Source organism: Janthinobacterium lividum (assembly GCF_034424625.1).
GTDB classification, from domain to species: domain Bacteria; phylum Pseudomonadota; class Gammaproteobacteria; order Burkholderiales; family Burkholderiaceae_D; genus Janthinobacterium; species Janthinobacterium lividum.
In genome coordinates, this window is the sequence record NZ_CP139976.1 from 3,179,448 (window position 1) to 3,200,418 (window position 20,971).

At 65.0% G+C, this 20,971-nt stretch carries 13 protein-coding genes; 7 read left to right on the forward strand and 6 right to left on the reverse strand.

Translation table 11 applies throughout. The features are described 5' to 3' along the window. Positions 1 to 12 precede the first annotated feature (12 nt). Both U0004_RS14380 and U0004_RS14385 read left to right on the forward strand, forming a co-directional pair. Positions 13 to 675 (forward strand): response regulator, encoded by a 663-nt coding sequence (locus U0004_RS14380; protein ID WP_034781594.1) that lies wholly within the window; start codon positions 13 to 15, stop codon positions 673 to 675. Between the two features lie 133 nt (positions 676 to 808). Continuing rightward, positions 809 to 2,020, forward strand: coding sequence for an NnrS family protein (locus U0004_RS14385; RefSeq protein WP_081345609.1), 1,212 nt, complete (start codon positions 809 to 811; stop codon positions 2,018 to 2,020). On the opposite strand, the gene U0004_RS14390 is transcribed toward U0004_RS14385, so the two are convergent. The 5 genes from U0004_RS14390 to U0004_RS14410 all read right to left on the reverse strand — a co-directional run bounded on the left by U0004_RS14390 (position 2,017) and on the right by U0004_RS14410 (position 8,803). Next, positions 2,017 to 5,457, reverse strand: a complete 3,441-nt coding sequence (locus tag U0004_RS14390) for a response regulator (protein ID WP_081345608.1) — start codon at positions 5,455 to 5,457, stop codon at positions 2,017 to 2,019. The two genes, U0004_RS14385 and U0004_RS14390, sit on opposite strands and share 4 nt — an antisense overlap. Positions 5,458 to 5,554: 97 nt before the next feature. After that, positions 5,555 to 7,009 (reverse strand): response regulator, encoded by a 1,455-nt coding sequence (locus tag U0004_RS14395; RefSeq protein ID WP_070256328.1) that lies wholly within the window; start codon positions 7,007 to 7,009, stop codon positions 5,555 to 5,557. Beyond that, positions 7,006 to 7,368, reverse strand: coding sequence for an Hpt domain-containing protein (locus tag U0004_RS14400; protein ID WP_052140072.1), 363 nt, complete (start codon positions 7,366 to 7,368; stop codon positions 7,006 to 7,008). Before U0004_RS14400 ends, U0004_RS14395 begins: the two co-directional genes overlap by 4 nt. A 35-nt stretch (positions 7,369 to 7,403) precedes the next feature. Beyond that, the gene (locus U0004_RS14405) at positions 7,404 to 8,030 is read right to left on the reverse strand and encodes a response regulator (protein ID WP_070256326.1); all 627 of its coding nucleotides are present in this window, start codon (positions 8,028 to 8,030) and stop codon (positions 7,404 to 7,406) included. Between the two features lie 128 nt (positions 8,031 to 8,158). Next, positions 8,159 to 8,803 (reverse strand): hypothetical protein, encoded by a 645-nt coding sequence (locus U0004_RS14410; RefSeq protein ID WP_070256325.1) that lies wholly within the window; start codon positions 8,801 to 8,803, stop codon positions 8,159 to 8,161. A 325-nt stretch (positions 8,804 to 9,128) separates the two neighbouring features. Here U0004_RS14410 and U0004_RS14415 point away from each other — a divergent pair, with 325 nt between their 5' ends. After that, the gene (locus U0004_RS14415; protein ID WP_070256322.1) at positions 9,129 to 11,579 is read left to right on the forward strand and encodes a membrane-bound PQQ-dependent dehydrogenase, glucose/quinate/shikimate family; all 2,451 of its coding nucleotides are present in this window, start codon (positions 9,129 to 9,131) and stop codon (positions 11,577 to 11,579) included. Between the two features lie 149 nt (positions 11,580 to 11,728). Then, the gene (locus U0004_RS14420; protein ID WP_070256319.1) at positions 11,729 to 12,397 is read left to right on the forward strand and encodes a hypothetical protein; all 669 of its coding nucleotides are present in this window, start codon (positions 11,729 to 11,731) and stop codon (positions 12,395 to 12,397) included. A gap of 57 nt (positions 12,398 to 12,454) precedes the next feature. On the opposite strand, the gene U0004_RS14425 is transcribed toward U0004_RS14420, so the two are convergent. Then, positions 12,455 to 15,943 (reverse strand): DUF748 domain-containing protein, encoded by a 3,489-nt coding sequence (locus U0004_RS14425; protein WP_231958228.1) that lies wholly within the window; start codon positions 15,941 to 15,943, stop codon positions 12,455 to 12,457. Positions 15,944 to 16,190: 247 nt separating this feature from the next. Here U0004_RS14425 and U0004_RS14430 point away from each other — a divergent pair, with 247 nt between their 5' ends. From U0004_RS14430 to U0004_RS14440, 3 genes are all read left to right on the forward strand, one after another. Then, the gene (locus tag U0004_RS14430) at positions 16,191 to 18,335 is read left to right on the forward strand and encodes a TonB-dependent siderophore receptor (protein WP_070256316.1); all 2,145 of its coding nucleotides are present in this window, start codon (positions 16,191 to 16,193) and stop codon (positions 18,333 to 18,335) included. Between the two features lie 55 nt (positions 18,336 to 18,390). Then, on the forward strand, positions 18,391 to 18,786 hold the full coding sequence (locus tag U0004_RS14435; RefSeq protein ID WP_070256313.1) for a DUF2946 domain-containing protein: 396 nt from the start codon (positions 18,391 to 18,393) through the stop codon (positions 18,784 to 18,786). Positions 18,787 to 18,875: 89 nt separating this feature from the next. Further along, a complete protein-coding gene (locus U0004_RS14440; protein WP_070256311.1) occupies positions 18,876 to 20,957 on the forward strand; it encodes a TonB-dependent receptor in 2,082 nt (693 codons plus the stop codon). The last annotated feature ends 14 nt before the right edge of the window (positions 20,958 to 20,971 follow it).

Below are 20,971 nucleotides of genomic sequence, written 5' to 3' on the forward strand. Positions count from 1 at the left end.
AAAGTACAAAAAATGGAGACTCCCGATAAACCGATCACTGTCATGCTGGTGGACGACCACGCGCTGTTCCGCAGCGGCATACGCTCGCTGCTGCAGCGGCATACGGACTTTTCCGTGGTGGGCGAGGCGGCCGATGGCGTGGAAGGCATCAAGCGCGCCATCCAGCTGCAGCCCGACGTGGTGCTGCTGGACCTGAACATGGCCGGCATGTCCGGCGTGGAAGCGCTGCAACTGATGCAGCATGACTGCCCCGACACGGCCATCGTCATGCTGACCGTGTCGGAAGACGCGGAAGACCTGGCGACGGCCTTGCGCGCGGGCGCCTGCGGTTACCTGATCAAGAATATCGATGCCGACTACTTGGTGCGCGCCATCCGCCGCGCGGCCGCCGGCGAAGTCGTCATCGCCGAAGCCATGACGGGCAAGCTGGTGGCGCAGCTGCAGGCGGGCACGCGGCGCGAGGAACCCGTGTCGGAACTCGACAAGCTCACGCCGCGCGAAAAGGAAATCATCGACTGCCTGTCGCGCGGCGAGAGTAACAAGGGCATCGCCCGCACCCTCGACCTGGCCGAAAGCACGGTCAAGATCCACGTGCAGAACGTGCTGAAAAAACTCAACCTCACCAGTCGCGTGCAGGCGGCCGTGTATGCGGTCGAGCACCGCCAGGGCAAGTAGCCCGGTAGAAGGGTCTGGCCCGCCGGGTCGGACCCAAGCCCACTGCCATCTATTTCGCTAGTTCTTTTTGCCGATAGCCGTCCTTGTGCTTTTAAAGTAGTATATTGAATATATCTTTAAAAGCGAGCCCATCATGGCCATCACCCCGATCAGCGAACCATCTCCTTCTGCCGCCCGCCCCGGCGCGGCGCCCTGGCATGCCGGCCACGCCGTCTGGCAACTGGGTTTCCGCCCGTTCTACTTGTTGGCGGCCGTGTTTGCGGCCATCAGCATTCCCCTGTGGCTGGCCAGCTATTTCGGCGTGCTTGCGGGCGGCCTGCACGTAGGGCTGGGCTGGCATATGCATGAAATGGTGTTCGGCTTCGCGCTGGCCGTCGTCGTGGGATTTTTGTACACGGCGGGGCGCAACTGGACGGGCTTGCCCACGCCGCACGGCGCCCAGCTGATGGCGCTGGCGGCGTTGTGGCTGGCGGGGCGCGTGGCCATGCTGTGCGGCCCCGGCCTCGTGCCAGCGCTGGTCGACTGGCTGTTCCTGCCGCTGGCCGCCTGGCCCCTGTATCGGGTGCTGCGCCGCTCGGGCAATACGCGCAACCTGTTCCTCGTCGGCTTGCTGGCCTTGCTGGCGCTGGCCAATGGCCTGTTCCACGCGGCCGTGCTGGGCTGGCTGCCGCTGTCGCTGTTTGTGCCCGTGCAGGCGGCCATCTTCATCATCGTGCTGATCGAATCGGTGATCGGCGCCCGCGTGATCCCCATGTTTACCCGTAATGGCGCGCCAGGCAGTACGCCCGTGGCCAGTCCGAAACGGGCGCTGGTGGCCGTGGCCTGCATGGCGGCGGCTGCGATCGCGTGGCTGGCTGGTGCGCCCGCCTGGCTGACGGCGGCGCTGGCCTTCTGTGCTGCCGGCATGTCGCTGGCCAACCTGCTGGCATGGCAGCCGCAGCGCACCTTGCGCGTGCCGCTGCTGTGGATCCTGCACCTGTCGTATGCGTGGATAGGCATCGGCTTCGCGCTGCTGGCGGCCGCCAGCCTGCACCTGCTGCCGGCCAGCGCCGCGTTTCACGCGCTGACGGTGGGGTCGATGGCGGGCCTGATCATCGGCATGATGACGCGCACCACCCTGGGACACACGGGCCGCCCGTTGAAAGGCGGCAGGGCGGAAGCGGCGATGTACTGGCTGATCCAGCTGGGCGCGCTGGCGCGCCTGCTGGCCGCCGTCGGCCCCGTTTCGCTCTCCATGCCGCTGCTGCTGGCAGCCGGCGCGTGCTGGTCGCTGGCCTTTGGCCTGTATGCGTGCGTGTATGCGCCGTACCTGTGGCGCGCCAGGGTGGATGGCCGCGAAGGCTAGGCCGGCAAGTCTGTCATTGGCGCGGGCGTCTGGCCGGACGGCGTCTGTGCCGCGAAGGCGGCGGCGGCCTCGATGGCCTGCGCCAGCGCCTGTTCCAGTGCATCGAGGGCGGCGGCCGCATCGTCGCCGGCGTGCAGCAGCTGTTCCGCATGCCGGGCCGCATGCAGGGTGGCAGGCAGGGCCAGGCTGCCGGCCACGCCCGCCAGCTTGTGCGCCAGCGCGGCGGCGTCGCTGCGGGCATTGGCCGCCAGCAAGGCGCGCATGGCGTCCACCGTGTTGCGATAAGTGCTGCCAAAGCGCGACAGGTGCTGGCGGTAGGGCGCTGCATCGAGCCACTGCGCCATCCCCTGCGCCAGGTCGATCGCGGGCGCCGCGCCGTTTGGCGGCACGGGCATCGCCATTTCGGCCATGGACGGCGGCAGGGACGGCAGCCCTTGCGCATGGCGCCGGTGCGCGCGCGCGATCAGGGCTATGGTCTGCGGCACGTCGAACGGTTTGCTGATGAAATGGTTCACGCCCGCTTCCAGCGCCGCCGCGCGCTGTGTCTGGAACGCCCCAGCCGTCAGTGCCACTACGGGCAGGTCCTGGAATTGCGGCAGCTGGCGCAGCGCGCGCGTCGCCTGCAAGCCATCCATGACGGGCATCTGCACATCCATCAGCACGATGTCGACGTCGGCGGGGTGCGCCAGCAGCCAGTCCAGCGCCTGCCGGCCATCGCAGGCGAAAGAGGGCACGGCTCCCTGGTCGCACAGGATATGCTTGACCACGTCGCGGTTGATCTCGCTGTCGTCGACCACCAGCACGCGCACGCCGGCCAGCTGGCGCTCTTCCAGCGGAACGAGACTGGCGTCCAGGCCGGCGGCCCTGGCGCGCTGCTGGCGCGCCTCCATCGTCGCGTTGTACAGGCTGGAAGCGGTCACCGGTTCGTTGAGGATGGCATCGGCGGCATTCGCCGGGTCGGTGCACCGTCGCGTTGGTGCTGTCGCCGGCGCGCCGCTGGCTGCCAGGATGACGACGGGGCAGTCCTGCGGCGGCAAGTATTCGCGCAGCGCGCGCGCCGTGGCTTCGCCATCGAACCCCTGCATGCGCGCGGCCAGCAGCACTACGCCGGGCCGCGCATCCCCGGCGCAGGCCAGCGCATAATCGAGTGCCGCCTGGCCGCCGGACACGGCATGCACGTGCCAGCCCAGGCCGCGCGCCACGGCGCCCACCGCTTCGCGCGTGCCAGCGTTGCCATCCGCCAGCAAGACGCGCAGGTCCTGCATGCCCTGCATGTCGGGCGTTGACAGGGCGCCGGCGGGCAGCAGTTGCAGCGGCACCGTGAAACTGAATGCGCTGCCCTGGCCCAATGCGCTTTTCAGGTGCAGGGCGCCGCCCATCAGGCGCACCAGCTGGCGGCAGATGGTCAGGCCCAGGCCCGTGCCGCCGAAGCGGCGCGTGGTGGAAGTGTCGGCCTGGGCGAAGGCGGAAAAGATCGCTTCCTGCACTTCGGGGGCGATGCCGATGCCCGTGTCGCGCACGCAAAAGCGCAGCACGGCGGCGTCGCCGTCCCGGCTCTCCAGCGCACTCGTCAGCTCGACCGTGCCTTGCGCGGTGAACTTGATGGCATTGCTGGTCAGGTTGACCAGCACCTGTTCCAGCCGCAGCGCGTCGCCCAGCACGTGGTCGATGCCATCGGGCAGCGGCCCGATCCGCACCTCAACCGGCTTGTCATGCGCGGCCACGCCCATGCTGGCGGCAATCTTCTCGATCACTTCGGCCAGGCGGAACGGCGCCTGCTCGATGGTCATGTGGCCCGCCTCGATTTTCGAGACGTCCAGCACGTCGTTGATGATGCCCAGCAGCGACTGGCCGGCGGCGCGGATCTTGCGCGTCATCAGCAGTCCTTCTTCATCCTGGCTGCCCCTTTCCAGCAGCCATGCCATGCCGAGGATGGCGTTGAGCGGCGAGCGGATTTCATGGCTCATGTTGGCGAGGAATTCCGCCTTGCTGCGGTTGGCCGCCTCGGCGCCATCGCGCGCCAGCAGCATGGCCGCCTCGGCCTGCTTTTGCGCGGAAATATCCTGGGCAAAGATCAGGGTGGCCGGCCCATCCTTGAGCATCACGCGCGTGCTGGTCTTGAGGATGGGCACGGGCCGGCCCTGCTTGTCCACGCCGACGGCTTCAAACATCTGTTCGCTGGCCGAATCGGCCTCGATCAGCGCTTCGTTGCTTGTCAGCGCCACTTGCGAGGCGGGCGTGAGCATGGCGCGCCAGGGCAGGCCGCTCAGGTCATCCTCGAGGGCGTAGCCGTGCAGGTGGCGGTAGCGGGGATTGGAATACACGAAGCGCCCATGGCGCAGGATGGCGATCGCCACGGGCGCATCTTCGATCAAGGTGCGAAAGCGCATTTCGCTGTCGGACACGGCTTGCATGGCCTGGCGCTCCCTTTCCTGCTCCACCTGCCAGGTGGCTTGCTGCCGCCGCCGCCGCTGGCTCCAGAACAGTAGGCTGGCCGCGGCCAGGGCCAGCATGGCAAAGCAGAGGGTGTAGCCCAGCGCCTGCCGCCGCAGCGGGGCGGCGATGGCCGCTTCTTCGCGGCTCAGGCCGATGATCAGGGCGCGGTCCATGTGCAGCTCAGGCGGGGCGATGGTCGCCATGGCCATGACGCGGGGGGCGGCGGAGGCACCGGTCCCGGCAATCTCGACGCCGCTCAGCACGCCCGCCTGGTAGCCGCTGTCGCGGAAGCGCCGCAGGAAGCTGCCGGGCAGGTCCACATTGCCGCCATTGGCGCTTTTGGCCGGATAGTTCAGGAATTGCCGGCCGTCGCCATGCACCACCACGGCCCAGACATCGGCCGCATACATGGCGGTGCGGAACTTGGCCGTGAAGTATTCGCGGTCGAAGGTGGCCACCACGACGCCGGCAAAGCGGCCTTGCCGGTCCTGCACCATACGCGACGCCGTGATGACCAGGTCCCGCCTGAAGGACAGGAAAGGGGCCGAGATATACAGCATGCGCGCATCGGGCGCGTCGCGCGCCGTCTGGAAGTAGCCGCGGCGCGAAAAATCCTGGCCGGCCAGTTCCGGCATGTTGGTGGCGACCGGCTTGCCGCTGGCATCGATGACCAGCATGGTGCGCACGCCCGGCATGGCGTCGACCAGCGCGGCCAGGCGCCGTGGCAGGGCTTGCCCGGCGTCGGGTGCGGCGCCGGCGGCAAGATAATCACGGATCACGCCGTCGAGCACCTGATTCGTCGCCGCCAGGTCGACTTCGATATTTTTCGCCAGCAGGGCCGTCAGCACGCTCAGCCGTTCACGCTCGGCCGCATCGTGCCGCGCCGCCTCGGCCAGGTGCGCGTAGGCGAGGGCGGCAGCGACGATCAGCAGCCCGAGGAGCAAGAACAGCCATTCGATCAGTCGCCTGCGCAACGCCGCCGCATCTGTGTGATAGCTCATGTGGCGATGCTATACCTGATATGCACGGAGAACAACTTTTACGCATGACTACGCAGGTGATAGTGTGGCCAATTTGCCGCCAGGCTGCCGCCGCCGGCTAGCGCGTCAGCCAGCGCTCGACCATCGCGCGCAGCTGGGCGGCCGTGAAGGGCTTGGCCAGATAATCGTCCATGCCGGCCGCCACGCAGCGCTGCCGGTCGTCTGCGGTGACGCCGGCCGTGAGGGCGATGACGGGCAGGCGTGGTGCGCCGCTGGCCGCTTCGCGGGCGCGCAGGGCCTGGCACGCCTGGTAGCCGTCCATGACGGGCATCATGCCATCCATCAGGACCAGGTCGTACTGCTGTTCGGCCAGCGCCTGCAGGCCCAGCGCGCCGTTCTCCGCCGTGTCGATGCTGTAGCCGCAGGTGCCCAGTTGCAGGCATACGAGTTGGCGATTCAGCGCCGTATCCTCGACCAGCAGGATGCGCGCGCCCGGCGCCGGCGCCGGTGCCGGTGCAGATTCGGATGCGGATGGCGGCGCTGTCGCGGGCGCCATGGCCGCGTCGCGCTCCTGGCGTCGCAGCAGGGACATGATCAGGGCGATGGCAGCGGCCAGCACGAGCAGGCTGACCACGGCCGCGCCGCCCATGGTGCGCAGCATGCGCCGCCAGCCCGCCAGGTAGACCTCGTCCGTCACCGTCACGTTGATGGCCAGCGGATAGTCGCGTACCAGCCGTATGCCGGCCAGGCGGTTGACCGCGCGTCCCTGGTCAGCCGCGCGCGGCGAGTCCACTTGCAGCACGCCATCGGTCTTGCCCTGTTCCAGCAGGCGATAGGTGCTGCCCGTCAGGTTGCGCTTGCCCATCATGGCGGGCACGGCCGGCCAGCGGGCCAGCAGCGTGTAGTCGCTGCGGTACAGGGAAAAGGCCGTGTGTTCGCCGATGCTGGTGCTGTGGAAGAATTTGCTGAAGAAGTCGCACGACAGGCCGACCAGCACCACGCCCAGGAAGCGGCCGTCCGGCCCGCTGATGCGCCGGCTGATATAAAAGGTCCAGGCGCCATTGCCCTTGTTTTGCACGGGCGCGCTGACATGCATGCCGCCGTCCGGATGGCGCCGGTGATACTCGAAGTAGTCGCGCTCGTCGAGGCGGATGGGGGGCGCGGGAAAGGCGCGGCTGAAGGCCAGCACGCTGGCATCGCTGCCGACGATGGACACCACATCCACTTGCGGCACGCCGCCGATCTTGTGCAACAGCATCTGGTGCATGGCCGGCGTGCCGGCGGTTGCTGCCAGCGCTTGCGCGTCCACGGGGGCGGCGGCTTCGATTTCGTTGCTGACGCTGTCGAGCACCAGGCTGGCCGCCGTCATGCTCTGCGCCGTGTTTTCCGCCAGCAGCAGCGACAGCTTGGACAGGTCCTGTTTCCAGTCATCGACGGCTTCGCGGTGCAGCAGCACGCCGGAGACGACGATGCTCAGCGCCAGCAGGCCCACCAGCGCCAGGCCCGCGACGGCCGCCGTGGTGCGCGGCCGGTAGCGGTGCGCCAGACACAGCAGGGCCTGGCGCGCGTTCATGCCTGCGCGCCCGTGTATTCAAGCATGCTGCGGCGTACCTCCTGCTCCACTGCGCCGACCAGCGCTGCCGTTTCAGCGAGCCAGCCCGGCGCCGCCACGCCCCGGTGGCGCACCAGGTGCTCCAGTTCCGCCAGCCGCGCCACCAGGGTACTGGCGCCCAGCAGGACCACGGTGCCGCGCAAGGTATGGCAGCTATGCACGATGGCTTGCGCCGCGCCGCCGCGCACGGCCTGCTCCACGCGCGCAAACATGGCTGGCGACGTATCGAGGTAGGTCTGCGACAGGGCGCGGAACATCTCCAGGTCGCGGCCGGTGGCCTGGAACAGCACGGCAGGATCGATGTGGCGATAGGCTGGCATGGCGGCTCCGGGACGAGAGGGGAGGCGGTGGCGGGCTAAGCGGCCAGGCTGTTGCGCCGCGCATGGCCGGCGCAGCAGGCGCGCAGATAGCCGCGCAGTTCGTCGTAATTGACGGGCTTGGCAAAGAACACCACGCCGGGCGGTACGCCGCCCCGTTCCTCCAGTTCTTCCGACGTCAGGCTCGACAGCATGGCGATGTGCATGTCCGCCAGCAGCGGGTCGGCCAGGATGGTGCGGATCACCTCGTAGCCGTCGATGCCTTCCATGATGATGTCGGCCAGCAGGATGTCGGGCTGGTCGCGGGCAATTTCCATCAGCGCCTGGTAGCCGTTCTCGCAAAAGCGCAAGCTTGCCTGCAAACCCCATGCGCCGATTTGCTTTTCATACAGCGCGCGTTCGATGGGATTGTCTTCGATCACCAAAATCGAGGGCGGGCGGCCCGATGGGGCGGGGCGGCTGGCCCGTGCCGCGCGCTGGTCCTGGCCCGGCTGGCCGGGATTGCCCTTGTAAGCCTCGACCGCCGCGAGGGGAATGCGCCGGTGGCCACCCTTGGTCTTCCAGGCCTCGATAACGCCGGCCTCGACCAGTTGCTGCACCGATGTGACCGAGATGCCGAGGATTTCGGCGGCCTTTTGGGTAGTGCAAACGTCTGCAGTGTGCATGATGGGCTCTATGGTCGCGGATGAAGTTAAAGGGAATGATACGCAATCGCGCTGAAGAAATCAATTTTAACGAATTAGATGAATTCACTAAAAACCTTGCATGCCGGGGACCGCGGCCTGCTGCACGCTCATGGCCGGCTTGCTACGCCGCCGCAGTCATCGGCCTGCGCCGCGCCAGCCGTTTGCAGGGCCGTGACGGCTTGCGACAGCGCATCGAGCGCCACCAGCAGTTCCGCGTGCAGGCGGCGCAGCGCGCCGATATCGTTGGAAAAGCCCGCATGCACGGCCTGGCGCGCCAGCGCCTGCAATGGGAGCAAGCCCATGGCGTGGCTGCCGTCGAGAATTTCCTGCGCCAGCACTCTTGCCGGGGCCGTCCGCTCGCAGCGCAGCGCATGGGCGATGCCGGCCAGGCGGTCGCGCGACTCGGCCACGAACAGTGCCAGAATCTCGCCCTGCAGGCGCCGGTCGTGGCCGAACATGGCGTCCAGGCGGGCTGCCTCGAATGGCGGCGTGTCCGGCGCCTTGGGCGCTTGCGGCGGCGGTGCGCTGTCAGCCACTTTGGCCGGCGGCGCGACCTTGCGCGTTTGCAGCAGCGCATGCAGATCGGACGGCATGCCGCCAGCGCCCGGCGCGCGGCCAGCCTGGCGCCAGCGGGTGCGGCGCCAGAGCAGGGCGGCCAGCAGCAACAGCAGGCCTGCCAGCGCCAGCGCCGGACGCATCAGCGACAGGTCTTCGCAGCGAAGGAAGGGGTGAATGGCAAGGAATGCGTTCATGGCAGTGCTCCAGTGCGGTCTATACAAGTGATCCTGCGTGATGACTGACCTGAAATGCTTGGCTTGGATGTTTTCATTTTACGATAAAAAATCGTTTTATTCGAGAAATTTGTTGTTTATTTAGTTTATTCATTTTTTTCATCAAAAATCATATGGTTGTGGCGGGCTGTACGCTCAGCTCGTGTATAAAAAGCCACACGGCATGCATCGGACGCTGTGGCGTGTGGCACGCTTTGCCAATTAGTGAAAAAATGCAATTTCCTTGATCGCCATCAAATACGGTGCGCAGGCGCGTGCCGCCGACTGACTCTTGTAAAGGAGCATCATGACTGCCTCTGCCCGGCCTGGACCCTTGCTTGTCATCACCGCAGTCATCTTCATCTTGCTGGGCCTGGCGCTTGCCGGCGGCGGCGCCTGGCTCGTCAGCCTCGGCGGTTCCTGGTATTACGTCGTGGCCGGTATTGGCATGCTCATCGCGGGCGCGCTCGTGTGGAAGGGGCGGCGCAGCGCCCAGCTGTTTCTCGCGCTGCTGCTGTTCGCCACCCTGATCTGGTCCGTGATCGAAGTGAAGTTCGACTGGTGGCAATTGCTGCCGCGCCTCGATATCTGGTTTGCCGCCGCCGTCTGGCTGCTGCTGCCGTTCATCGACCGCCGCCTCGATCCGCCGTTGACGGCCGGGGCGAAACCGCGCGACGCGGGCAAGAGCGCGCTGGCCGCCGCCGTGGTGCTGACGGCCGCCGTGGGCGTGTTCTCGCTGTTCCAGGATTACTACACCTTGCATGGCGAAGTGCCGGCCGAGAACATGGCGGCCACGCCGCAAGGCGATTTCGCGCCCGGCGTGGCACCCAACGACTGGGCCGCGTATGGCCGCTCCGGCTATGGCGACCGCTACGCGCCGGCCGCGCAGATCACGCCGGCCAACGCTGCGCAGCTGAAACAGGCGTGGGTGTACAACACGGGCGACTTCAAGGGGCCCAACGATCCGGGCGAGATCGCCAACGAAGTCACGCCCCTGAAGGTGAACGGCATGCTGTACCTGTGCACGCCGCATAACATCGTCATCGCGCTGGACCCGGACACGGGCAAGGAGATCTGGCGCCACGATCCGAAGATCAACCGCGACGCATCGAGCTACCAGCACATGATCTGCCGTGGCGTGGCCTATTGGGACGTCAACGCGGGCCGCGCCAAGGGCGACCCTGCGCCCGAGGCTGCCGCCATGGAATGCCCGCGCCGCATCCTGGCGCCCACCATGGATGCGACCCTGATCGCCGTGAATGCCGATACGGGCGAAGCGTGCAAAAGCTTTGGCGAAAACGGCGTGATCGGCCTGTACCATGGCATGGGCATGAAGAAGCGGGGCTTTTTGATGCCCACGTCGCCGCCGGCCGTGGCGCAAAACGTGGTGGTGATGGCCGCCAGCGTCACCGATAATTTTTCCACGGAAGAGCCGTCGGGCGTGATCCGTGGCTACGATCCCGTCACCGGCAAGCTGATGTGGAACTGGGATGCCTCGAACCCGGACGACACGGCGCCGATTGCCGATGGCAAGACCTACACGAACAACTCGCCCAATTCCTGGGGCGTCTCCAGCGTGGATGAAAAGCTGGGCATGGTCTATATTCCGATGGGCAATGAAACGCCCGACACGTGGGGCGGCAACCGCAACCCCCATGGCGAGAAATACAATAGCGCCATCGTCGCGCTGGACCTGGCAACGGGCAAGGTACGCTGGGTTTACCAGACCGTGCACCACGATATCTGGGACATGGACATCGGCGGCCAGCCCACCCTGGTCGATATCGACACGCCGAAAGGGAAAGTACCGTCCGTGGTGGCCACAACCAAGCGGGGCGATATCTATGTGATCGACCGGCGCGATGGCAGCCTGGTCGTGCCGGCGCCGGAAAAACCCGTGCCGACGAATAACCCGGCTCCCGGCGACCGCTTGTCGCCCACGCAGCCATTCTCGGCCCTCACTTTCTTGCCCGAGAAAAACATCAGCGAAACGGATATGTGGGGCACGACGCCGTTCGACCAGCTGGCGTGCCGCATCATCTTCCGCCAGCACCGCTACGAAGGCCCGTTCACGCCGCAGACGGTGGCCGAAGGCAAGATCAAGGGTGCCATCATCTCGCCGGGCCCGCTCGGCATCTTCGAGTGGGGCGGGGCGGCTGTCGATCCGGTGCGTCAATTGCTGCTGGTGAACCCCGACTACATGGGCTTCCTGGAACGCCTGGTGCCGCGCGCGCAAGCCAATGCGAAGGGCGGCACGGGTTCGGAAATGGGCTTGCAGCCGCAGACAGGCGTGCCATTCGCCGTGGAAATCAAGCCCTTTTTGTCGCCGCTCGGCTTCCCGTGCCAGGCGCCGCCGTGGGGCTATATCGCCGCGGTTGACTTGCGCACCATGAAAAAAGTGTGGATGCACAAGAATGGCACCACGCGCGACAGCGCCCCAGTCCCCATCGCCTTGCCGCTGGGCGTGCCCAGCCTGGGCGGCATCAGCACCACGGGCGGCGGCGTGGCTTTCCTCAGCAGCACGCTCGACTACTACATCCGCGGCTACGACGTGCGCAACGGCAAGACCGTGTGGAAAGCCCGCCTGCCGGCCGGTGGCCAGGCCACGCCGATGAGCTATGTCTCCGACAAGACGGGCAAGCAATATGTCGTTGTCATGGCCGGCGGCCATGGATCATTGGGCACGAAGATGGGCGATAGCCTGGTGGCGTTTGCCTTGCCGGACGAGGCGGTGAAGGAGGCGGGGAAAACGAAATAATTACGCTCGCTTCGGCGCCGCCACTGCTGGCGGCGCCGCAGCGTCATTCATTGTCGGGCTGGCGAGTTTTCAAATTTGCATGTTGCTTGTGGGAATGCCGTTTGTTAGACTCAGGAGCGGACCCATATCGCATATCTGTGACTGACTTAATGAAAACGACGACCCTCTCAGTAATAACTGCCGCATTACTTTCCCTTGGTGCTTGTTCTCCTAAAACACCCAATGCCGAACTGGATGCGGCAAATAAAAAGATCGCCGCGCTGGAAGCCGAGCTGGCGCTTGAAAAGGCGAAAAACGCTCCAGTTCCCGTAGCCGGTGCCGCAGCCTCTGCGCCAGTGGCAAGCGCCGCTGCCGTGGCCGAAACAGTTGTGACGGGAAAACAGTGGAATTATGATGTGAGTGAAGACAAGATGGATGGCGGCACGACCTATTTCGCTAACGTGTATAGCACCAATAGCGTTAATTTTGACTTCCCCTACAGCGGATTACAAAACGCCAAATTGACTTTGCGGGCAGGATACCGTCAAGGTAAAGATGTGATTTTTTCCATTAGAAAGGGGCAGATATTGTGCCCCTCCTATCAAGATTGCACGGTACTGGTGAGATTTGATGACGAAAAGCCCGTGAATTATTCCGCAGTGGCTCCTGCGGACAATAGTTCAGATACGATTTTCTTGCGCAATTATGAGAAATTCCTGGGAAAACTGCAAAAAGCGAAAAGAGTGCGGATTGCCGTGGATATTTTTCAGGAAGGCGCACCCGTATTTGAATTTGATGTCAGCGGATTTGACCGCCAACAATATCAGCCCAAGAAATAAATTCGCTTCCTGATAAAAGGGCGTTGTCCGCAAGCTTATTGCAGACAACGCCCTTTTTTATTTCGCTGCCAATCCCAGCTTCAACCCCACCAGCTTGCCCGGCGCAGCCTCCGTTTTTTCCGGTGCGCCCGCGCTGACCCTGGCCGCCGGCGTGCCGTCCTGCTGCAGGGCTGCCAGGATGGCTGCGCTGCGCTGGGCGCCCAGCTTGCTCAAGGCGTCGGCAGGCAGGTGCTGCCTCGCTTCCAGCTGCTCGCGCAAGCCGTTGTAGAAAGCGCCCGTGTCGGCCACTTGCGGCTCTCCCTCGATCAGTTTGCCCAGGCGTTGCAGGACGGGGATCTTGGCCGCCGCCGGGGCGGAGGCGCTGGCGGATGCCGCCGCTGCGGCCGCTGTGGCTGGTACGGCCGATTCCGCCGCCTTTTTCTGCTTGTCCAGCTCGGCCTTGCCGAAGCGTTCGCCGTACAGGTCGCGCAGGGCGCCGCGTATCTTGCGCTCGCCCAGGTTCAGCGGTCCCGGTTCCTCGCCCGCTTCCAGCTTGATGCCGGCCTTGGCGGCGACGGCGCGGCGCACGGCCTGGGCGCGCAGGGCGGCCGCGTCCGTGTCGCTGTACTGACCCGGCACGGCCAGCTTCAGCTGTTCGCGCTTGGCCAGGATTTGCGCCACCTGCTTGAGTTTTTCCCGTTCCGGCGGCAGCAGCACGGCGCTGCCCGCATCGAAGTCGATGGATTCGAGCTTGTCGGCGCTGATGCCCAGCAAATTGCCCAGCGCGCGGAACGGCGCCGTGACGATTTTCGTCAGCACATTGCCCACGGCTTTCCAGATCAGGGCGCCATAGCTGAATTGCGGGTCGTTCATGTCGCCCGACACGGGCAAACCGAGGTCGATGCGTCCGTCCGAATCCTTGAGGATGGCCAGCGCCAGTTCCAACGGCAGTTTCAATGCGTCCGGACTGTCGATGCGCTCGCCCAGGGTCAGCTTGTCGAGCACGATCTGGTTGGTGCCGTCGAGCTGGCGGTTGCGCACCTTGTATTGCAAGTCCAGCGAAATCTTGCCTTCAGCCACCTTGTAGCCGGCGAATTTCATCGTGTACGGCGAGGCGGACACCATATCGACATTCTTGAAGACCACGTTCAAGTCCGTATTGTCGGTGGGCGCAAACGGATTGAGTTGGCCACGCACGCGGGCCAGGCCGAATTCGTCGATGCGGCCGTCAAGTTCAATCTGGCTGCGCGCATCGCGCTTCGTCGACAGGCCCGTGACGACGCCATTGAGTTCATAGATCTTGGCGGCGAACTGGGGCCGCAAGCTGAGGTCGGCAAAGTCCAGCTTGGCGTTTTGCAGGCGCACGCGGCGCACGCGCACGGGGAAGGCGGCGTCCGCTGCCGGCGTGGCGGTGGCCGACGGCGCTGGCGCTGGCGCGGCCGGTTCCGGCGCTTTCACCAGCAGGCGCTGCGCGTTCAGGCTGCGGTCGTTTTCGATGATCAGCTGGGCGTTCGGTTCCACCACGCGCAGTTCGGGGATGTCGACAAAATCGGGCCCCACGCTGGCTGTCAGCTTGTCGGCGCGCACGCTCTTCCACGAGGCAAAGCGCTTGCCATCCGTTTCATTGAGCACGAGGCCGGCGATATCCACGCCGCCCACATAGCGTACTTTCGGCGCTTTCGGCGCTTTCGGCACGCCGCCGCCCGTCGTCAGGCGGCCGCTGCCGGAGAGCGAGCCGCCCGCCAGCTTCAGTTTCACATGCTGCGCCAGCAACGGTTGCACGGGCGCCAGGGTCAGCTGTTTCAAATTCAATTGCGCATCGACGGCGCCCGTGCCCGGCACGAACTTGCCATTGGCCGTGAGCAAGCCGCCTTCGCGCAGGCCCACGCCCAGCTCGAACGGCAGCGCCTGTTGCATGTCGTTGCTGACGTTTTGCAGGGACAGGCGTGCACCCTGCAGGTTGCCCTTGATGCCAGTGCCCGCATCGTCGAAACGGGCGCCGAACTTGCTCAGTTCCACCTTGTCCACCCTGGTGGACCAGGGGGCGGATGGTGCCTCCTTGGCAGAGTCGGCTTTGCCGGAGGCAAACACGGGCAGCTTTTGCGCAATCGCAAACTCTCCCTGGCGGTTGCGCGCCAGGTCGATCTGCGCGCCGCTGGCCGTCACGGCGCCCAGGTGCACGGTATGTGCCGCCAGGTCGATCTTGCCTTCCGTAAAGCCCAATTGGGCCAGCTTGAACGGCGTTTGCGCGCCCCGCTGCATGGCGAGGTCGGCCAGGCTGAAGCTCGCGCCGTCGATCACGGTGGCCATGCCCGCTGGACCTTGTTGCAAGCCCAGTTGCAGCTGCAGTTGCAATTGTTTCGCGTTCAGCTGCAAAGCCGGCGAGACGGTTTCATCGATGGCGGACACGTCCACATTGGCCAGCGCCAGCTGATGCAAGTCCACCTTCCACTTGCCCGGCTTGGATGGTGGGGACGACGCGGCGGAGGCCGCCGGTGCAGGATTGCCCGGCAGCATCAGGTTCGCCACGTCGATCTCGCCCTTGCTGTCGCGGCGCACGGCCACCGTGCCGCCGTACAGATTGATTTTATCCACCGTGACGTTCTGGCGCGCCAGGTCCACGTTCACGCCGGCAATGCCCAAGGTATCCAGCGATGTGAATGCCTCTCCTTTTCCGTCGCGCACCAGCGCCAGGTCGCGCAAGGCCAGGCCCGCGCCTTTGACGGTGGCTTCCAGCTTGCCGTCCGCATACGAAAAGGCGTAGGGCAGGCGCGCCGACAGCTTGCCGCTGCTCACTTGCGCGCGCGTGTACGCCTTCAAATACGCGGCCAGGCCGGGCAGGGAGGCGTCGTTCAGTATCAGTTCGCCTTCGCCACGGATGGGACTCAGCGAGGCCGTGCCGCGCCAGTGCAGCTTGCCGCCGCGCGCCGCGTCGGCGCTGAGGCTGTAGCTGCCGTTGGCGTCGGGCAGGGTCGAGATATTATCGAGCGTAAAATTGATCGGCGTGAAGTTGTCTGCGTAGCCGGCCTTCTGATCTTGCCAGTCCACTTTGCCTTGTTCCAGCGCAAAGTGGGCGATGACGAGGCGCGGCATGCCGCCGTCGCTTTTTTCCGGATGCTTGCGTTGCCAGGTGGCCAGCACTTCGGCCAGGTTGAACTTGCCGTCCGGCGTGATCGTCAGCTGCGCTTGCGGCGCCGTGATGCGGATTTCCGCCAGGCTCCAGGCGCGGCGCACGATAGATTTCCATTCCAGCTGCACGGCCAGGGCACCGATGGACAGCAGCGGTGCGCCGCTCTTGCCATCCGCGCCGGGCGCTTCCTTGAAAGCGATCTGGTCCGCTTCCAGGCGCAAGGTAAACGGGTTGAAGCGCACGTCAGCGATGCTGGCCTGGCGCGCGAGTTCTTTCTCGGCAAATTTGGGTAACTGGTTTTTGATGACGTAGGGCACCAGCCAGAAGCCGGCCGCGCTGTAGGCGGCCAGGGCGCAGCCTGTGCCGACGGCCCAGCGCTGCCAGCGTTTCCAGCGAAATGTTTTCGTCTGCACGCTTTTGTTGTCGATTGTGTTCACGAACTTACCTTTAATATTCTTGTTAGGCGGCGCAATCTGCGCGCCGTGACTGTCAGTATGCCTCTTTGCGGCCTCGTCTGCAAAATCCAAACGTGTTCAAGTGATAACAGGTGCTCCGGTGATCTTGTTTCTTCTGTAAAACTCACACAAACTCACCTTTTATTGATAATGATTCCCATTACCGGTATCATGACCACTAACCGTAAGTTTCCATTTGTACATATTTTCTCATTGAAAGCCCGATGTCATGCCTGTCGCTTTTCCCCGCACCCGTTTACTTCCAGTCGCCGCAGCCCTGTCGCTGGCCTTCGCTTCCCACGCCGTGTTGGCGGCCAATGGGGCCAGCGGCCAGGACGACCTGACGGCTGGCGATGAGAAAGTCATGCAAGCGGTGCAGGTGACGGGCACCCGCGCGCAGGGCCTGGTGCCGCTCACTACGGAGGCGGGCAGCTTTCGTGGCGCCAGCATCATGGACGTGCCGTCGACCGTCAACGTGATCACGCGCGAATTGCTGGAGCAGCAAGCCGTGTCCGGCCTGTACGACGCCGTGCGCAATACGGCGGGCGTGACGCGCCAGCAAAACGGCGGCGAGACCTGGGATCAATTGGTGATACGCGGCATCGCCGTGGAAAACCGCACGAATTACCGCCTGAACGGTTCCATGCCCATCATGAACTTTTCGCAAGTGCCCATGGAGAACAAGGAGCGGGTGGAAGTGCTGAAGGGCGCCTCGGCCCTGTATTACGGGTTTACCTCGCCGGCCGGCGTCGTCAACTTCGTCACCAAGCGGGCCGGCAGCAAGCCCGTCACGAGCATGGGCTTGAGCCTCGATGACCGTGGCAGTGCCGTGGCGAATATCGACATTGGCCGCCGTTTTGGCGCGCAGCAGGAATTCGGCGTGCGCGTGAATGCGGCCGGCGGCACCCTGGGTTCCTGGCTGGACCATGTCGGCAACGGCAACCGCCGTTTCCTTTCCACGGCGCTCGACTGGAGAGTAACGAACAAACTGCTGCTGAAGGCGGATCTGGAATACGAGCGCCGCAGGGTGACCGAGCAGGCGGGCGTGGCCTTGCCCACGGCCGTGAAAGGCGTGATCAGTTTGCCGCGCGCCGTCGATCCGCGCCAGCTGATCGGCCCCGACTGGTCAAATTTCGAGGCGCAGACGAAAAACGCGCAATTGCGCGCCGATTACGCCATCACGGATGGCTGGGCCTTGACGGTGGAAGCGGGCCACGCGGAAACGGCGCGCGACCGCCGCCTGGCCATCTTCCGCCTGAACAACGCGTCCGCGCTGGCCACGGGCGCGGGCCGCATCACGGGCAATATCCAGCACAGCGTGACGGCGTCGGACCTGCTGCGCGCGGAACTGGCTGGCAATTTCAATACGGGTTTTATCGCCCATGAACTGACCCTGGGCGCCTCGCGCACGGACAAGTCGCAAGATCCGATTTACCAGAGCAACTATACGATTGCCTCGCAAAACCTGTACAACCCCGTGCCCGTGACGAATGTCGTGTTCGGTCCCAAGCCCACCTCGCCCACGACGGCCGCGCTCGACACGCGCGACACGGGCTTGTACGCGCTTGACCGCATGGTCTTCAGCCCGCAATGGCAAAGCGTCATCGGCGTGCGCCGCAGCAGCTATCAAAGCGACCAGGGCGTCAGCCACTACGACGTCAGCAAGACGACGCCGATGGCGTCAGTGATTTACAAGGCCACGCCCGAGCTGTCGTTTTACGTGTCCACGGCGCGCGGGCTGGAGGAGGGGGAGACGGGGCCCACGGGCACCGCCAACCAGGGCGTCAAGATGGCGCCCGGAGTCAGCAAACAGAAAGAGCTGGGCGCGCGCTGGCTGACCCCAAGCGGCACCTTGCTTTCCGCCGCGTTGTTCGACATCACGCGCCCCGGCTACTATACCAACGCCAGCAATGTGTTCACGTCCGATGGCGAACAGCACTACCGTGGCCTGGAGCTGTCGACCCAGGGCAAGCTGACGCGCCAGCTGTCGTGGCAGACGTCAGCCCAGTTCCTCGACCCAAGCTTTGCGCGCATCAACGCCGACTACAACGGCAAGGCACCGGAAAACGCATCGAAACGCACGGCCAGCGCCTTTTTGGCTTACGCGTTTGACGCCGTGCCGGGCCTGTCCGTCAACGGCGGCGCGTATTACTACAGCGCCCGTCCCGTCAACGACCTGAACCAGGCGTTCCTCGGCGGCGTGAGCCTGTTCAGCGCGGGCGCCCGCTATGCGAGCCGCGTGATGGACAAGGCCGTCGTGTGGCAGCTCAACGTGGAAAATGCGGCCGACAAGCGCTACTGGGCCGGCGCCGGCACGCGCCTGGCGTCCGGCGCGCCGCGCGCCGTCAAGCTGTCGATGAAAGTGGATTGGTAGGGAAGGCTTGACCTGGACCCTGTGCGCAGGGTGCTTGCCCTGATACAATGTTGCCATGTTCATCAGCAAAGGCAAGGCAAGCATCGTCCTGTGGATCGCGTGTATCGCCATCTTCCTGGCCACGCTCGCCCCTACGGTGTCGCGCGCGCTGACGGTCGCCAGCGGCCTGGCCGTGCCCAGCCTGGAAATCTGCTCTGTGGCGGGCGGCATGAACATGCTGCCTGCGGCATTCTCCACGGACGCGCCCGATACCTCCAAGGGCGGCATGCGCATGGGCGATTGCCCGTGCTGCAGCATGCATGCGGCCACCCTCGATATTCCCCCCACGACCCTGGTGCTCGCTTCCGGAGAAATCCTCACGGGCTTGCTGCCCCTGCTGTTCTACCGATCCGCCACGCCCCTGTTCGCCTGGACGCCCGTCCAGCCCCGCGGGCCGCCCGCCGCTTTCTGATCTGTCCCTTTCCCTGAACTGCCTTGCGCCGCGCGTGTCGTGCGCTTGCGTGTGTTCGTTTTACCTATACAGAATCTGAAAGCAGCACCATGAAACATTTACCGTTATTGATTTCCCTCGCCATCGCCATGCCCGCCGTGGCGCAAACCCGCACTGAAGAGGTCTTGCCCGAGATGAAAGTTATCGTCGCGGGCGTCAAGGAGGGCTACCGTCCCGCCGACACGGCGCTGATGCTCAGCAGTACACCCGGTTACAGCGTGGCGGCCGGCGGCGGCGTCTCCGGCTTGCCAGTCGTCAATGGTTTCGCCGATGATCGCATCAAGATTCGCATCGACGGCATGGAACTGACGTCGGCCTGCGCCAACCATATGAATGCGCCGCTGTCCTATATCGACCCGCAGCAGGTGCAGCGCATCAAGCTGATTGCCGGCGTGACGCCCGTCAGCGCGGGCGGCGACAGCATCGGCGGCACCATCGAGGTGCAGTCGAACGCCCCCGTGTTCGCCCAGCCTGGCGCAGGGCTGCTCACGCAAGGCAGTTTTGCCGTGTCCGGCCGCAGCGTCAACAACAGCGTGGCGACCAGCGTGAATGCCTCGGCAGCCAATGATATGCTCAGCATCGGCTACAGCGGCGCCTACACGCGCGGCCATAGCTATGAAGATGGGCATGGCAATACGGTGCTGGCCAGCATGGTTGAAAGCATCAACCAGTCCATCGTGCTGGCGGCGAAACGCGAGGGCCAGCAGCTGACCCTGCGCGCCGGCGTGCAGCACATCCCGTACCAGGGTTTTCCCAACCAGTACATGGACATGACGGATAACCACGGCCAGTTCGCCAACCTGGCTTACCAGGGCACATTTGCCTGGGGCGTGTTTGACGCGCGCGCCTACTGGCAGCAGACGGACCACGAAATGGGCTTTTTCACGCCCGAGCGCACGGGCACGATGCCGATGATTACGCATGGACGCAACACGGGCTATGCGCTGATGGCCAGCTTGCCGACCGCTGCGGGCGAGTTGCGCCTGGGCCAGGAGTGGCACGGTTTTCGCCTCGACGACTATTGGCCGGCCGTGCCCGGTTCCATGATGATGGGGCCGCGTACCTATCTGAACATCAACGACGGCAAGCGCGACCGTACCGTGCTGTTTGGCGAGCTGGAGACGCGCCATGGCCAGGATGCGCGCTGGACGAGCGTGCTGGGCTTGCGCGGCGAATCCGTGCGCATGGACACGGGCGACGTGCAATCGTACGGCACCAACATGATGAACATGCCGGACGTGATGGCAGCCAGGGCTTTCAATGCGCGCAGCCGCAGCCAGCGCGACACGAATATCGATGCCTCCGCGCAAGCCACCTTCACGCCCGATGCGGCCAGCAGCTATGAATTCGCGCTGGCGCGCAAGGTGCGCTCGCCCAACCTGTACGAGCGCTACTCGTGGGGCCGCGGCTCGATGGCGATGACCATGACCAACTGGTTTGGCGATGGCAATGGCTATGTGGGCAGTATCGATCTCAAGCCCGAGACGGCTTACACGGCGGCGTTCACGGCCGACTGGCATGGCGGCGGCGAGGAGGGCTGGTTCGTGCGCGTCAACCCGTACTACAGCAAGGTCGACAATTACATCGACGTCGATGTGCTGGCATCTTTCCACCCGTACATGAAAATGGGCGCGAACGGTAATTTGCTGCGCTTCGCCAACCACGACGCCAAACTTTACGGCGCCAATGTGGCATGGCAGCTGCCGCTGGCCAGCAGCACGCGCTGGGGCAGTTTCATTGCCAGCGGCAACGCCGCATATACGCGGGGCAAGCGCAGCGATGGCGGCGACCTGTACCGGATGATGCCGTTCAACGCCTTGCTGGCCGTCGAGCACAAGCTGGGTGCCTGGAGCAACCGCATCGAGACGAAGATCGTGGCGCGCAAGCAGAAAGTCGACGCGCGCCGCTTCGAACCCGAGACGGGCGGTTATGCGCTCGTCAACCTGCGCAGCAGCGTGTCGCTGGGCAAGATGGCCAGCCTGAGCGCGGGCGTGAGCAACCTGTTCAACCGCGCCTACGCGGACCCGCTGGGCGGCGTGTACCTGTCGGGCTTGAAAACGAACGGCGGGGCGCTGCAAGCCTTGCCGGCCGAGGGCAGGTCGATTGATCTGGGGCTGCAGCTGAAGTTCTAAGGCTGGCAATCCGC